Here is a 14158-nt window from a genome sequence, read left to right on the forward strand (position 1 = left end):
CATAAACCTAGCTGCGAGATTAAAGGCACGCACAGTCTGCGTATAGCACTCTTCTAGGCTACTAGGGGCTAGCACTATCATATTTATATCGCCGTGAGTTGGGTTTTTGGCCATTTGCTAGCAATTTCTCGCTATCAGGCATGGCTGCTAATGGCAAGATAAGCATCTGGGGCAAGCTCATGGGGTACGACAAACAAGTCAGCCAAGATGAGATAAATGATCTCAAAAATTTTATCAACCAGACCAAAGCACTTGGCTTTGGCAGAGCTCACGAAGAGATCATAGGATATTATCCAACAGATGTCGATCTCTTTGCAAAAGAGTATACATCAAAACTTGATAACACACTTCTTGGGCTTGGTCACAAGAGCCACGTGGAAGGGTTTGAGATACTTGATAAAGACCTAAGTATAGATGAGTTTAAAGATAAGTGGATTGATTATGCACTTAGGCAGTATCTTGGCGAAAGAGTCGGTGTGGAGAGCATTACGATAGGCAAAAAGGCTATCTCTATGCTAACAAGCACTAATAAGCCGCCAATTGAGTACCAGACGCTACAAAATATAAATTTTACTGACGAAGAGAGCAGACAGAGATTTCTTACGCTTATGAAAGCTGGCATGAAGAGTGGGGCGGATTTTAAAGAGGTGGTAGAGGGCGTGCTCTCGCTTTATAATGTGCAAAATACGGACAAACTTGATGGCAACAAAGTTTATGCTTCAGTGATCGGACGAAGTGAGAAACTGGCTACTTACGACATCAACAAAGATGAGAAATTTGCCTATCTTAAGGAACTAATGCAGCTTGAGAAAAACGGAGTTGACATACTAAAGCTAATGGAAAAAGTGGAGCAAAAACAGAAATTAGATATAAAAGTGTAGGCTAAGTTTAGTTTTTTGTACCGCCTATCTTTTATGATTTTAGTCATAAGCGGCTCTTTTTACTTGGTTTAAATTTTTAAATGATAGAATCTTGATTTCTATTATTAAAATTACGGAGAACTCGTGAGAAAGCTACTTTGGCTAAATCCTGTTGTAAAAAATATGTATGACTTCTCTGCGTTAAAAGAGCTCTTGCAAAACAAGGGCTTTAACATAGTAGAGTGCGAAAAAGATCATGTTAGCGATATCAAAAATTCATATAAAAATTTATGCTCTAAAGGCATGGTTTTAGATAGTCGCTGTCCAAGAGCTGTAAATTTTATAAGATCAAATTTTAAAGAATTTTCAAACAATATTTCAAGCTTAAACCCCATTTTAATTGAAAGCGCCATTGAACTTAGCTCAAAGCTAAAAGAAAATGAGTGGCTTTATATAACAACGCCTTGTGAGGACTTGGCTGAGCTTGGAAATTCTTTAAAGCTAGAGAGAACTACATTTTTAACATGGAAAAAATTTAAAGAGCTAAACGACATAAATTTACAAATAAGCAAAATAGAATCAAGTCCGATCCCGCCTGGATTTTTTGAAAATTTGGGCATAAAAACACTAAGTTTATGTAGTAAAGAAAAGATACAAAACGCATTTTCATATAAATTTAGCGAGCTTAAAAACTATCAGATCATCGAGCTTTTATACTGCGAAAACGGCTGTCACAATGGAGATGGGCTGTGATAGAAATTTTTAAAAAGAGCGTTTTGATCCTAGTGATCTTTGTCCTCTGGCAGGTTGTTTGCGAGCTAGAAATTTTCACGCCCTATATCTTGCCAAGTCCTATTACGACACTTAAAACGATGTTTGATATGAGCTTAAGCGGCGAGCTAATAACGCATGTGATGATTAGCTTTAAGCGTATATTTGTTGGCTATGCTTTTGCATTTATTTTGGCATTTACTTTTGGCGGAGTGGCGGCACTATTTCCAAAAGCTAGTATTTATTATGAGTGGATACTAGAGTTTTTTAGAAATGTTCCGCCACTTAGCCTTATTGCTATTTTGGTACTTTGGTTTGGTATAAACGAAACTCCAAAAATTATTATTATCATCTTAGCATCGTTTTTCCCGATGTTTTTAAGCATTTCAAAAGGGCTAACTAGCTGCGATGTGAAGCTTATTGAAGTTGGTAAAATTTTTTGTTTTAGCAAATTTGAAATTTTTTACAAGATCATCCTAAAAAATGCCATAAAGGATATCTTTGTAGGTATGCGCATAGGCTTTGGCTACGCTATGCGAGCGATTGTGGGAGCGGAGATGATCGCAGCTTCCAGCGGGCTAGGCTATCTCATACTTGACGCTGAGGAGCTTTCACGCGCAGATAGGATATTTGTTGGCATATTTACGATAGGAATTTGTGGCGTACTCATAGATAGGATATTTTTATTTTTGATATCTAAATTTAGCCTTTTACGAAGTGAAAAATGATAGAAATTTTAAATTTATCCAAGCATTTTTTTATTAATGACAAGCGTATCGACGTTTTAAAAGAGCTAAATTTAACTATAAAAAAAGATAAGATCACTGTAATACTTGGCAGAAGTGGTTGCGGTAAAACTACGCTTTTAAGGCTTATTGCTGGACTTGAGGGTCTAAGCCTTGGCGAGATAAAATTTAAAGAGCAAGCAAAGATCGGCTTTGTCTTTCAAGAGCCTAGGCTCATGCCTTTTTTAAATGTCTATGAAAATATCGTATTTGCGCTTAAAAAGCATGAGATAGACGAGGCAAAGATAGATAGGCTCATATCAATGATAGGGCTTAGCGACTTTAAATTTGCCGCTGTTTCGCAGCTATCTGGCGGTATGAGCTCGCGTGTTTCGCTTGCAAGAGTGCTTGCGTACGAGGCAAATTTGATCCTTATGGATGAGCCATTTGCAGCACTTGATGCTTTTACGAGAGCCAGCATGCAGGCTGAAATTTTAAAGCTTCAAGCCAGCAAAACCATCATTTTTGTCACTCATAATGTCGATGAAGCCCTATTTTTAGCAGATGAGATCATTTTGCTTGAAAAAGGCGGGATGAAATCAAGCTATGACCTGTCAAATCTAGCTAAGCCAAGAGATTTGCTTTGCGATGAACTAATAAATTTAAAGCGTAAAATTTTGAGCGAAATTTAGCATTTTATAAAATGATAATTAAAACCAAAACGAAGCAAAAAGTTATATAATTTGGAAAATTTTTAAAGGAGCAAATATGAGAAAGTTTTTTAAGATTTTGTGTGCAGCCTCTTTGCTTTGTCTAGTAGCAAACGCAAGTGAGCTAGATAAGATCGGCATGACCTACGTCAAATCGCCGCTAAATGTCCCCTCAATCGTCGATAAATTTAAAGGCTTTTATGCTAAATCTTTTGGCATGCCAGTCGAGTACTCCGAGATCACCTCAGGTGCAAAGCAGACTCAAGCTCTAGCTTCAAATTCGCTCCAGTTTCTAAACTGCGTGGGCGGAACTTCAGTCATACTTGCAGCAGCAAATAAAGCTGACATAAAGATCATAAGTGCATATTCAAGAGCACCTGAAGCTTTTGCGATATTTGTTAAAGATAAAGGCATAAAAACCGCTAAAGACTTAAAAGGTAAAAAAATAGCAGGGCCAAAAGGCACGATATTAAATGAGCTTTTGGTTAGGTATCTTGCTCTTGGCGGTCTAGGTATAAATGACGTAGAGTTCGTTTCTATGGGCATCCCAGCTGCACAAGCTGCACTTGAAAATGGTAGTGTCGATGCAGCACTTCTTGCTGGACCAGCTGCTTATAATGCTAAAAAATCAGGACTTAGTGTCGTAACAACAGGCAAGGGCGTCATCACTCCAGTTATCGTCACTGCCACAAGCGGAGAATTTTACAAAAAGCATAAAGATCTAGTTGAAAAATTTAAAAAGGCTCAAGATGAAATTTTGGCTTTTATGAAAGCAAATGAGGAAGAGGCATTAAAATTTACGGCTGAAGAGACTGGGCTTAGCATAGAGGCGGTAAAGAGTATGTATCCGCAGTATGACTTTAGTCCAAAGATCACGCCTGAAGATATAAAAGCACTTGAAGCTACGCAAGAATTTATGCTTGAGAGCAAGATGATCGAGCAAAAAGTAGATATAAAATCGCTTCTAATAGATTAAACAAAAAGGGCGAAATTTGCCCTTTTATCCTAAAACTAATAATCAAAAATTTACTAAATTTTAGCTCAAATATTTAATAATCAAAACTGACTAGGTGTGTCAAAAAGGTTTACATTACAAAGCAAAATTAGCGCTAAGCAAAAATATAGCCATTATTTTTTGCATTTTTATTTTGCTATAATAGCCCAAAAATTTAATAGGAAAAAGATATGATCCCATTTAGCGATGAAGAACTTTTAAAACCAGTCAGTGCGAGTTTGCAAAAGGTATTACCGATGCTTGAAAATGATGGCGGTGGCATGGAGCTACTTGGCATAAAAAACGGCAAAATTTACGTAAGACTTACAGGGCATTGTCATGGATGTGCAGCTAGCACAACTACACTAAAATATGGACTCGAAAGACAACTTCGTATGGATATTCACCCAGAGCTTGAGGTCGTAAATATCCCGATTGGCGAGGAATTTGACATTGATAGATTATAAAAAAATAGGCATTAAACACTTCAAGCGCTCTAAATTTAAAGACGCGATCTTTTACTTCTCTCTAGCTTACGAAAAGACACAGGATAAAAATTTACTATTTTTGATACAAATTTGCTCCCTTGGCGAGAAAAATGCAGAGGAAGCAAAGCTTTTATTTGACTATTTTATGGATAAACTAAGAGCTGGCGAAGATGATGAAGGAATGGATGAAATTTTAAAAATTTTAGAATCAAGATTGGCTAGCGATGAGTATTTTGAAGAGCAAGACGCGATCAGCTACGAGGACTTTAAAAAGGCTGTTTATAAGGACGGGAGCTTCAAAAAGGTCTTTGAAAATATCATGTTCTCAACCAAGGTTATGATCTCAAACAAAGATGATTTTTTAGAATTTTTGGGAAATTTGATAAAAAATGACTTCATCGAAATGAGTATAAACTATCTTGAGAGTGCGGCGGTGATGTTTGGTGGCGATGAGCGCATAGATCAGCTTTTTAAAGAGATACAAAAAAGACAAAACGATGAAAATATCAGTAGAAAATAGCTTCATAACAGATGACTCAAACGAGTGCGAGCAGGGTGCATACTTTGTGCAAACTACTGCAAATGCAAAATTTGCAGAGGCAGCGGTAAAAAATGGCGCTAAAATAATCAGCCTTGAAGAATGCAAAAAGCTCTTAAATATCGATAAAAATTTAAAGATAGTTGGCATCACAGGTACAAATGGCAAGACCACAACGGCTGCTGCTATCTATGAGACTTTACGAAATTTAGGCAAAAAATGCGGGCTAAGTGGCACAAGAGGGGCATTTATAGAGGGCAAGCAGATAGATGACAAGGCGCTTACGACAAGTGCTATTTTAAGGACGCTTTCATACCTCAAAGCAGCTAGCGAGCAGGGCTGCGAGTACTTTGTGATGGAAGTTAGCTCGCACGCGATCGCTCAAAAACGCATAGAGAGCTTAAATTTTGCCCTTAAAATTTTTACAAACCTAACCCAAGATCACCTAGACTACCACAAGAGCATGGAGGAGTACGCTAGAGTAAAGTCAAGTTTTTTTGACGATGAGAGCGTAAAACTCATAAATATTGACGATGGTGGTGTTAAATTTAACCCAAAAAATGCCTATACATATTCGCTCAAAAAGCCAGCTAGCTTTGCGCCGGTGGTTTATGGGCTAAAAGACGGTATAGATGCGGTTATCAAGACGCCAAATGGCGATGTGGAGATAGACTCAAGTCTGCAAGGTGAGTTTAATCTTTACAACCTAATCGCAGCCCTTGGCGCAGTTTGCCTGCTAGAGCGCCCAGATGCAGCCGCACTTTCAAATGCGATAAGCAAATTTAAAGGTGTTAGTGGCAGGATGGAAGTGGTTAGCACTGATCCTCTAGTCATTGTGGACTTTGCTCATACGCCAGATGGCATAGAAAAGGTGCTAAACTCACTTAGACATCTAAATTTGATCGCAGTCTTTGGTGCAGGCGGCGATAGAGATAGGACAAAGCGCCCTAAAATGGGAGCGATAGCCCAAAAATACGCAAGAATTTGTATCGTTACAAGTGACAATCCAAGAAGCGAAGAGCCAGAGAGCATAATCGATGAAATTTGTGCTGGCATGAGCCAAAATGAAAATTTGATACGAAACGCCAACCGCAAAGAGGCGATCGCGCTAGCCATTAGCAAGCTAGAACCCGGCTGGGCGCTTGTTATACTTGGCAAAGGCGACGAGCCATATCAGGAGATAAATGGCGTCAAGCACCCATTTAGCGACAAAGAAGTAGTAAAAGAGCTTTTAAAGAGGTAAAAATGAATATAGAAATTTTAGCTAGTAAGATCCACAGAGCCGTCGTAACAGACGCAAATTTAAACTATGTTGGCTCGATCAGCATAGGCGAGGAGCTTATAAAGGCTGCAAATTTGATAGAAAATCAAAAGGTTGAAATTTTAGACGTAAATAACGGCGAGAGATTTGCCACCTACGTGATAAAGGGCAAAAAAGGCGAAATTTGCCTAAACGGCGCAGCTGCTAGAAAGGTCTGCGTAGGAGACGTGGTCATCATCGTAGCTTATGCTAGCATGAAATTTAAAAAGGCTAAGAAATTTAAGCCAACCATCGTGCATGTAAATAACAAAAACGAGATCATAAAGGAGTAGGCGATGTTTGAGGGATTTGACTTTTCGAAGATGGGGCAGATGCTTGAAGATGTGCAAAAGCAAGCCAAACAGATGGAAGAAGAGAGCAAAAATAAAGAATTTGGCGCAAAAAGCGGCGGCGGACTAGTGAGCGTTAGAGCAAACGGCAGTGGCGAGATACTTGATATCAGTATAGATGATAGCTTGCTTGAAGATAAAGAGAGCATGCAAATTTTGCTAATAAGCGCCGTAAATGATGTGCTAAAGTCAGTTGAGGCTGACAAGAAAAACACCGCTTCAAGGATGCTTGGCGGCCTTGCTTCGATGGGGATAAAATGAGACTAAATTATAAATTTGCCATTGCTCTTTTGCTATCAGCGCTTTGCCTAAACGCTGATCCCAGGCCTACGCAAGAGGACTTTAACGCCTGCTTTGAAAAGAATAAAAACTCAATCGTCTCGGTAAATAAACACTTTGGTGTAGCTATCACTAAAAATTTAATCGCAGTACCAAAAAGTGAGGGAGCTCCACTTGGCGAATATGTCAAATTTGACCCATATTTGCAGCTCTTTTTAGTTCGCTCTAGCAAGGAGCTAAGCCCTATCGTGATGGCTGATGAGACCAATGAGGAGCGCATAAAAAAGAGCACTTGGGTTGGCATTTTAAATGACTCTAACAACACAGTGATGGGTCACATCAAGTCTTTGGGGCAAAATTTAGGCGACTTTGACACGCTAAGCTTCGAGTATAACGCAACTGGCGAGATAAACACGCCTTGTTGTAAGATGATAGGCATAGCTGTTGGAGCTGATAAATTTATACCAAATCGCTACCTAAAGCACTTTGTATCTTACGATGACGTCTACTACGGCGATATCGGCGTGAAATTCTTGCAAAAAGAGGATAAATTTTTTGTGGGTCTTGTTGATCCTTTGGGCCGTGGCAAGATGATGATGGTCGATGATGAGCTTGTGAGTGTAAATGGCATCAAGCCAAAGAGCTTAAGAGAGCTGAATGAGATGGTACTTTTTGCTCCAAAGGGCGCAAAGCTTGACATCATCGTGAAGCGCGATAAGCAAGAAATGCTTTTTCAAGTGCCAGTAAGCGGGGATGTGAAATTTAACCAAAGCCTCGATGTAGACGCCCCTTCAAGCCTTGATATACCAAATTTTAACATCATGCCAAAAGAGCCACAAACAATGCTTGATGATAAGATTTTGGTTGATTATGGCATTACGGTGGATAAAAATTTAGTCGTTACAAAGGTCGAGCCAAAGTCAAATGCGGAAATTTTTGGCATCAAGACCGGCGATAAAATTTTGGGTTTTGATAAACAAAGCGTGAGTAGCCGTGAAGAGCTTTTAGAGAAGCTTGGTGAATTAAAAAATTTTACACTTCTATTTACTAGAAATGACTTTCAGTTTTTTGCAAGAGTGCCAAAATGAGCCTACTTGAGGACTTTGTAAAATTTCTAAACGCAAATTTGCCAAAGGTGCCTAGCTTTCACCCTTACTACGAGGAGGCACTTGGCGTTATGTTAAAGGCTGGGGGCAAGCACTTTAGGGCGCTTTTGCTTCTTGGTATGGTGGAAAGTGTGGATAAAAGCCTCACGCAAAAGGCTATGAGAGTGGCTTTAGGGCTTGAGATGATACATACTTATTCGCTTATCCATGATGATCTGCCGTCTATGGATAACGCAAGCCTTAGGCGCGGCACACCAACGCTTCACGTAACCTACGACGAGACAACTGCGATACTTGCAGGGGATGCGCTAAATACGCATGCTTTTTATGAAATTTCACGTGCCAATTTGCCAGCTGAAACACGTATAAAATGCGTGGAAATTTTAAGCGAGAATGCTGGCGTTAGCGGCATGGTGCTAGGTCAGGCGCTGGATTGTTTTTTTGAAAATACGAACAAAGAGGACATCAAAAGAGCAAAGGCTAAATTTGGTCTCTCTGGCAAGATGCTAAACCTTGATGAGCTAGTATTTTTACACATCCACAAAACTGCAAAGCTGATCGCTGCAAGCCTAAAAATGGGCGCTGTAATAATAAATTTAAGCGATAGTGAGTGTGAGAAAATTTATGATATCGGCCTAAAACTTGGTCTTGCTTTTCAGATACAAGACGACATCATCGATCTTACAAGCGACGAGGCAGCTGCTGGAAAGCCTGTGCATAACGACCTAGCTAAAAATTCATTTACAAATTTACTTGGCCTTGAGGGCGCAAAAAAGAAAAAAGATGAGCTTATTTGCGAGATAGAAGAGGCGCTAAATCAGATAGACGCTGGCATAGCTAAGATGATCTTGGAGCTTACGGATAAACACCTTAGATAAAAGCTAGAAATTTCTAGCTTTTTACTGCTAAAAATTTAAAAAATTTATATCACTAATTTAGACATTTTGGACAAAAACGCAAGGCAAGTTTTAATCACTTTTTTGTATAATCCAAAACAATAAAAGGAGATCATATGCTAAAAAAACAAGCCGATACTATAAGATTTTTGTGCGCTGATATGGTGCAAAACGCTAACAGCGGTCACCCAGGTGCTCCTATGGGCCTAGCTGATATTATGGTGGTTTTAAGCAACTTTTTAAAACACAATCCAAAAAATCCAAAATGGCTAAACAGAGATAGGCTAGTTTTTAGTGGTGGTCACGCCTCAAGTTTGGTTTACAGCTTTTTACATCTAAGTGGCTACGATCTAAGCCTTGATGAGCTTAAAAATTTTCGCCAACTTGGCTCAAACACTCCAGGACACCCAGAGATTCACACTCCAGGCGTTGAGGTTGCTACTGGCCCACTCGGTCAAGGCGTAGCAAATGCAGTTGGCCTAGCCATGGCAGAAAAATACGCTGCAAACGTGCTAAATGAACCAGATAATAAAATAATAGATCATAAAATTTACTGTCTTTGTGGTGATGGCGACCTAGAAGAGGGCATAAGCTACGAGGCATGTTCAATCGCAGGAAATTTAAGACTAGACAACCTTGTGCTCATCTACGACTCAAACAACATTACGATCGAGGGCGACACAGCGATCGCATTTAGTGAGGACGTTAAAGCTAGGTTTGAGGCGCAGGGCTGGGAGGTCGCACGCATCGATGGACACGACTATGACCAGATCGAATTTGCACTTGAGCAAGCAAACGAGAAAGAGTCGCCATATCTCATCATCGCAAACACGCGCATAGCACGCGGCGCAATGGAGCTTGAGGGCTCACACCACAGCCACGGAGCACCACTTGGCGAAGAGATCATCAAAAAGGCAAAGGCCGCAGCTGGCTTTGACCCTGAGAGGAAATTTGCCATTGATGAGGACGTACTTTTAAGATTTAGAGGTGCAGTTGAAAAGGGCGATTTAGAAGAGGCGATGTGGAACAAAAAGGTTGAGGCATTAAGCATTGAAGGCAAAAATTTACTAAACTCACTTCTTAATCCAGACTTTAGCAAGATCGAATTTCCAGACTTTAGCGACAAGAAGCTAGCCACAAGAGATACAAACCATGCCATTTTAAATGAAATAGCTAAAAAACTACCCGGCTTTATCGGTGGTAGTGCTGACCTTGCTCCTTCAAATAAGACTGAGCTAAAGGGTATGGGCGACTTCCCAAATGGCAAAAATATCCACTACGGCATCAGAGAACACGCCATGGCAGCTATCAACAATGGCATCGCTAGATACGGCCTTTTCTTGCCATTTTCAGCAACATTTTTCATTTTCAGCGACTATCTAAAGCCAAGTGCGAGGATAGCAGCGCTAATGGGCATCAAGCACTTTTTTGTCTTCACACACGATAGTATCGGCGTTGGCGAAGATGGTCCGACACACCAGCCTATCGAGCAGCTTAGCACATTTAGAGCGATGCCAAATTTCTACACTTTCCGCCCAGCTGATGGCAACGAAAACGCAGCTAGCTGGCAAGTGGCTCTAAATTTAAACGCTCCAAGTGCCTTTGTGCTTAGCCGTCAAGGGCTTGATCCACTTGCAAAAGGCGAATTTGGAGAGGTTAGTAACGGCGCATATCTTTTAAGCTCGGCAAAAGACGCAAAGATAACATTTATAGCAAGCGGTAGTGAGGTCTCACTCTGTGTAAAAGCAGCTGCACTTCTAGCTGAGCAGGGCATCGGTGCAAACATCGTATCAGCTCCTTGTTTTGACCTACTTTGCGAGCAGCCAGCTGAGTATGTGGCTAAAATTTTAGATAAAAATACGACTATCATCGCAGTTGAAGCTGCAACTGGCTATGAGTGGTATAAATTTGCCGACGCAGTTTATGGTATGAACAGCTTTGGCGCCAGTGGCAAGGCAAATGAGCTATTTGATCACTTTGGATTTACTCCGCAAAAGCTTGCAAATTTTGCTAGCGAACTTATATAAATTTAATCTTGGGGAGTAAAATCCCCAACTGCAATCTAAAATCAAAAAAGGCATTTTATGGAAATTTCTCACGTTATCGTTTTGGCCCTGGTACAAGGTATAAGCGAGTTTTTGCCGATATCTAGCTCGGCTCATCTTATCTTGGTACCAAAGCTACTTGGCTGGCCAGATCAGGGGCTTGCCTTTGATGTGGCAGTGCACGTTGGTACGCTAAGTGCGATACTTTTTTATTTTAAAGATACGATTTTTAAGCTACTTCGTGACTTTTTTGCCTCGATCGCACAACGAAAGATGGTAGGCGATAGCTTGCTTGTCTGGTGCGTGGGATTTGCTACCATTCCAGTTGGGATCTTTGGGCTTTTATTTAACAACATTATCGAAGAGTACGCAAGAAGCGGCATTGTGATCGCTATTACTACGATCGTCTTTGGCATAGCGCTTTACTTTGCAGATCTTCGCTCGACAAATAAAAGCGAATATGAAATGACCATAAAATTTGCGCTTATTATCGGCCTTGCTCAAGCTGTGGCACTTATCCCTGGCGTCTCAAGATCAGGTATAACGATGACGGCAGCCTTATTTTTAGGTTTTAGCCACAAGGGAAGTGCAAATTTCTCATTTTTGATGTCGATCCCAGTCATCATCCTAGCCGGCGGACTTGAGAGCATGAAGCTCATAAAAGATCCAAATGCGCTTCCTTGGAGCGACATCGCCCTTGGTGTCATTATAAGTGCTGTTAGTGCTTATCTTTGCGTTAAGCTATTTATGGGGATCATCTCAAGGATCAGGATGCTGCCTTTTGTCATCTACCGCTTGATTTTGGGAGCATTTTTGCTTTATCTATTTTTGTGATTTTGAAGCTTTAAAAAGTAAAAGCCAAGTGTGGAGAAATTTTTCACACTTGGCAAGAATATATAACTTGAGTATATTTCAGGAAAAATTTCAAGATAAGCTTGATAATTTAATCCTCTTTTTTATCTTTTTTAATAACATTTAGCAGATCTTTTGCAGCTTGGTAAGCCCTATCTCCAAATTTCTTGGCTTCTGATTTGATGTCAATTTGTTTGATGTCTTCAAATTTTTCATTGGCTTTTTTCTCAAGATTAGCGATCTCTTGTTTGATCTCTTCGATTTTATCGTTTGTATCAAAATTTAGCTTTAGCTTTTTACTCTTGTCATTTAGCTCTTGTTTTAGGGCTTCAAATTTATTATTTGCCTCACTCATAAGCTTTGCCATGCCGTTTGACTTTAACTCTTCTATCCTTGAAATGATCTGCTCTCTTGCTTGATCGCTAATGCGTTTAAATTTTGCTAGGTTTGTATCTAGCTCGCTATTTATCACATTTTCGATCTCATTCCTTGCTACACCTTCAAATTCCTTTTCAAGTTCCCTAAGCAAGGCTATAAATTCTTCATCAATATTTTTTAAATTTAGTAGTTGTGAGCTTAGCCTAAGCTCATCTGGAGCAAATTTCGCCTCATCTTTAAGTTTTTCTATAGCCCTTAAAATACCATCTCTTGTGCCACTTATCGCCCCACTTATCAACTCTTTTGCAAAGATATGACCCTCGTCTGCTAAATTTGCTGCTGCTATGATGATGTTTTTTGAAATCTCAAGTATCCGCTCTTTGCTAAACTCTCCTCCAATTATTGCAACATAGGTCATATTTTTAGCTATCGCACCAGCTGTTTCTTCGACATCTTTTGCACCTTCAAGAGTTGTCAAAAATGCGATTTGAGCGCTCTCTTTTAAGATACCAAGAAGTCTTGTTTCTCTAATGATCGCATTATTTAAAAGCTCTAAAATTTCCTCTTTTTCACTAAAATTTCTATCTTTTACGACCTCTTCAGCTGCTTCAAATGAAATTTTGAGCCTATTTTTTATCTCTTCACGTTTTGCTTCTATTGCACGATTTAGCTCATCTTTTTTATCAAGTAGCTCGTAAAGTGCCTTTTCCTCGGTACCGACAATGGCTTGATTTATCCCCTCCATAGCGCTTTTTAGATTTTTTGCATTTATGAGATCTTCTTTGTTCATTTTGTCATAAAGCTCATTCATTTTAGCCTTTAAAATTTCTGGCAAAGCATTTATATCTTTGTTTGCAGCATCTTGAAAAAAGTTATTGCAAAGAGCTTTTATGCTTATTAATAAGCCATCGCTGCTTTTATAATCATGTAAATTTTGTTCTAAATTGTTCATATCTTTTACCTTATAAAACGTATTTTGCTTCGTGTTTTATTGCTGAAAATATCTCTAGTCTCTCTTCTTCGCTCAAAACTAGTACGGCTAAGTCATAGCTAGCGTATTTTTTATCTTTGCTAAATTTTGAAAAGACTAGCTTAAATTCTCTATCTTTTACTATCTCTTTTACCTTTTCTTCTACATTGACATCTGCATCAAATATTATTTTGTATTCCCAATGCGTTGGGTAATCAATTTTTGCTTTTTTGTTATTTAGATCGCATATACTCGCCACTTTTTCCTCCTGTTTTACTCTCTAACACGATATTACTTATTTCCATGCTTTTATCTATAGCTTTTACCATATCATAAATGGTCAAAAGCCCCACGCTAACGCCAGTTAATGCCTCCATCTCAACGCCTGTTTTACCCTCTATTTTTACGCTCACATAAAGCTTAAAAGCACAAATTTCAGGTAGCTCTTCGATATCACAATCCACGCCTAAAATAGCTAGTGGATGGCACATCGGGATTAGTTCACTTGTCTTTTTTGCACCCATTATCGCAGCAATGACAGCCGTTTGGATAACTGGGCCTTTTTTGCCAGTATTTTCTTTTATCGCTTTAAAGGCCTCTTTGCTCATCTTGATGATCCCGCTAGCAGTTGCCACTCTTTTTGTAGGATCTTTTGGGCTCACATCGACCATTTTTGGACGATCTTTCTCATCTAAATGTGTTAGCATCATCTCTCCTTTTTTGGCGGATTATAGCCTATTTAAACAAATTTAAATTACCAATGGTTTTAAGCTAAAAATATACCAAATGCATAAAATTTTGGCTTTTACTTAAATGCTAAAGATTTCTCATTACTTAATATAATTATTTAATTTAAATAATTTTCTTAAGAAATAATTCAAATTTAAATTATTATA

Annotated in this window: 17 protein-coding genes and 1 pseudogene; 14 read left to right on the forward strand and 4 right to left on the reverse strand. The window is 39.2% G+C overall.

Translation table 11 applies throughout. The features are described from left to right. A pseudogene (locus tag FZ949_RS09775) lies at positions 1 to 111 on the reverse strand (hypothetical protein); the annotation flags it as partial. 29 nt (positions 112 to 140) lie between these two features. Here FZ949_RS09775 and FZ949_RS05640 point away from each other — a divergent pair. From FZ949_RS05640 to FZ949_RS05705, 14 genes are all read left to right on the forward strand, one after another. Next, positions 141 to 881 (forward strand): Cj0814-related protein, encoded by a 741-nt coding sequence (locus tag FZ949_RS05640; RefSeq protein ID WP_508610094.1) that lies wholly within the window; start codon positions 141 to 143, stop codon positions 879 to 881. 123 nt (positions 882 to 1004) lie between these two features. Continuing rightward, positions 1005 to 1613 carry a hypothetical protein gene (locus tag FZ949_RS05645; protein WP_148790224.1) on the forward strand — a complete coding sequence of 203 codons (609 nt, stop codon included), beginning with the start codon at positions 1005 to 1007 and terminating at the stop codon, positions 1611 to 1613. Further along, the gene (locus FZ949_RS05650; RefSeq protein ID WP_148790225.1) at positions 1610 to 2359 is read left to right on the forward strand and encodes an ABC transporter permease; all 750 of its coding nucleotides are present in this window, start codon (positions 1610 to 1612) and stop codon (positions 2357 to 2359) included. The genes FZ949_RS05645 and FZ949_RS05650 overlap by 4 nt, the downstream gene beginning before the upstream one ends. Then, a complete protein-coding gene (locus FZ949_RS05655) occupies positions 2356 to 3048 on the forward strand; it encodes an ABC transporter ATP-binding protein (protein ID WP_103580098.1) in 693 nt (230 codons plus the stop codon). Before FZ949_RS05650 ends, FZ949_RS05655 begins: the two co-directional genes overlap by 4 nt. A 76-nt stretch (positions 3049 to 3124) precedes the next feature. Next, a complete protein-coding gene (locus FZ949_RS05660; protein ID WP_103580097.1) occupies positions 3125 to 4042 on the forward strand; it encodes an NrtA/SsuA/CpmA family ABC transporter substrate-binding protein in 918 nt (305 codons plus the stop codon). A gap of 209 nt (positions 4043 to 4251) precedes the next feature. Further along, a complete protein-coding gene (locus FZ949_RS05665; protein WP_021091089.1) occupies positions 4252 to 4527 on the forward strand; it encodes a NifU family protein in 276 nt (91 codons plus the stop codon). Next, positions 4514 to 5068, forward strand: coding sequence for a histidine kinase (locus FZ949_RS05670; protein WP_103580096.1), 555 nt, complete (start codon positions 4514 to 4516; stop codon positions 5066 to 5068). The genes FZ949_RS05665 and FZ949_RS05670 overlap by 14 nt, the downstream gene beginning before the upstream one ends. Further along, on the forward strand, positions 5046 to 6329 hold the full coding sequence (locus FZ949_RS05675) for a UDP-N-acetylmuramoyl-L-alanyl-D-glutamate--2,6-diaminopimelate ligase (protein WP_103580095.1): 1284 nt from the start codon (positions 5046 to 5048) through the stop codon (positions 6327 to 6329). Before FZ949_RS05670 ends, FZ949_RS05675 begins: the two co-directional genes overlap by 23 nt. Before the next feature lie 2 nt (positions 6330 to 6331). Beyond that, positions 6332 to 6679 (forward strand): aspartate 1-decarboxylase, encoded by a 348-nt coding sequence (panD, locus tag FZ949_RS05680; RefSeq protein ID WP_002941539.1) that lies wholly within the window; start codon positions 6332 to 6334, stop codon positions 6677 to 6679. A 3-nt stretch (positions 6680 to 6682) separates the two neighbouring features. After that, entirely contained in the window at positions 6683 to 6997 is a 315-nt protein-coding gene (locus FZ949_RS05685; RefSeq protein ID WP_002941513.1) for a YbaB/EbfC family nucleoid-associated protein, read from the forward strand. Beyond that, complete coding sequence (locus FZ949_RS05690; protein ID WP_103580094.1) at positions 6994 to 8103, forward strand: DUF7488 domain-containing protein; 1110 nt, start codon at positions 6994 to 6996, stop codon at positions 8101 to 8103. Before FZ949_RS05685 ends, FZ949_RS05690 begins: the two co-directional genes overlap by 4 nt. Continuing rightward, positions 8100 to 8999 carry a polyprenyl synthetase family protein gene (locus tag FZ949_RS05695; RefSeq protein WP_103580093.1) on the forward strand — a complete coding sequence of 300 codons (900 nt, stop codon included), beginning with the start codon at positions 8100 to 8102 and terminating at the stop codon, positions 8997 to 8999. Before FZ949_RS05690 ends, FZ949_RS05695 begins: the two co-directional genes overlap by 4 nt. 134 nt (positions 9000 to 9133) lie before the next feature. Next, the gene (gene tkt, locus FZ949_RS05700; RefSeq protein ID WP_148790226.1) at positions 9134 to 11044 is read left to right on the forward strand and encodes a transketolase; all 1911 of its coding nucleotides are present in this window, start codon (positions 9134 to 9136) and stop codon (positions 11042 to 11044) included. 57 nt (positions 11045 to 11101) lie between these two features. Beyond that, complete coding sequence (locus tag FZ949_RS05705; protein ID WP_103580091.1) at positions 11102 to 11896, forward strand: undecaprenyl-diphosphate phosphatase; 795 nt, start codon at positions 11102 to 11104, stop codon at positions 11894 to 11896. Positions 11897 to 12005: 109 nt separating this feature from the next. Here FZ949_RS05705 and FZ949_RS05710 read toward each other — a convergent pair whose 3' ends face one another. Genes FZ949_RS05710 through moaC form a run of 3 tightly spaced genes read right to left on the reverse strand, consistent with a single transcriptional unit; the run spans position 12006 to position 13972 of the window. Then, a complete protein-coding gene (locus FZ949_RS05710; protein WP_103580090.1) occupies positions 12006 to 13244 on the reverse strand; it encodes a hypothetical protein in 1239 nt (412 codons plus the stop codon). A gap of 10 nt (positions 13245 to 13254) precedes the next feature. Further along, complete coding sequence (locus FZ949_RS05715) at positions 13255 to 13521, reverse strand: HP0495 family protein (protein WP_103580089.1); 267 nt, start codon at positions 13519 to 13521, stop codon at positions 13255 to 13257. Continuing rightward, a complete protein-coding gene (moaC, locus tag FZ949_RS05720) occupies positions 13496 to 13972 on the reverse strand; it encodes a cyclic pyranopterin monophosphate synthase MoaC (protein ID WP_180998598.1) in 477 nt (158 codons plus the stop codon). Before moaC ends, FZ949_RS05715 begins: the two co-directional genes overlap by 26 nt. Between the last annotated feature and the right edge of the window lie 186 nt (positions 13973 to 14158).

Source organism: Campylobacter concisus, from assembly GCF_902460545.1.
GTDB lineage: Bacteria > Campylobacterota > Campylobacteria > Campylobacterales > Campylobacteraceae > Campylobacter_A > Campylobacter_A concisus_AE.

Coding starts and splice junctions, on each gene's coding strand:
- FZ949_RS05640 (WP_508610094.1), top strand. CDS start 141: ATGGCTGCTAATGGCAAGATAAGCATCTGGGGCAAGCTCATGGGGTAC.
- FZ949_RS05655 (WP_103580098.1), top strand. CDS start 2,356: ATGATAGAAATTTTAAATTTATCCAAGCATTTTTTTATTAATGACAAG.
- FZ949_RS05660 (WP_103580097.1), top strand. CDS start 3,125: ATGAGAAAGTTTTTTAAGATTTTGTGTGCAGCCTCTTTGCTTTGTCTA.
- FZ949_RS05665 (WP_021091089.1), top strand. CDS start 4,252: ATGATCCCATTTAGCGATGAAGAACTTTTAAAACCAGTCAGTGCGAGT.
- FZ949_RS05675 (WP_103580095.1), top strand. CDS start 5,046: ATGAAAATATCAGTAGAAAATAGCTTCATAACAGATGACTCAAACGAG.
- panD (WP_002941539.1), top strand. CDS start 6,332: ATGAATATAGAAATTTTAGCTAGTAAGATCCACAGAGCCGTCGTAACA.
- FZ949_RS05685 (WP_002941513.1), top strand. CDS start 6,683: ATGTTTGAGGGATTTGACTTTTCGAAGATGGGGCAGATGCTTGAAGAT.
- FZ949_RS05690 (WP_103580094.1), top strand. CDS start 6,994: ATGAGACTAAATTATAAATTTGCCATTGCTCTTTTGCTATCAGCGCTT.
- FZ949_RS05695 (WP_103580093.1), top strand. CDS start 8,100: ATGAGCCTACTTGAGGACTTTGTAAAATTTCTAAACGCAAATTTGCCA.
- tkt (WP_148790226.1), top strand. CDS start 9,134: ATGCTAAAAAAACAAGCCGATACTATAAGATTTTTGTGCGCTGATATG.
- FZ949_RS05705 (WP_103580091.1), top strand. CDS start 11,102: ATGGAAATTTCTCACGTTATCGTTTTGGCCCTGGTACAAGGTATAAGC.
- FZ949_RS05710 (WP_103580090.1), bottom strand. CDS start 13,244: ATGAACAATTTAGAACAAAATTTACATGATTATAAAAGCAGCGATGGC.
- moaC (WP_180998598.1), bottom strand. CDS start 13,972: ATGATGCTAACACATTTAGATGAGAAAGATCGTCCAAAAATGGTCGAT.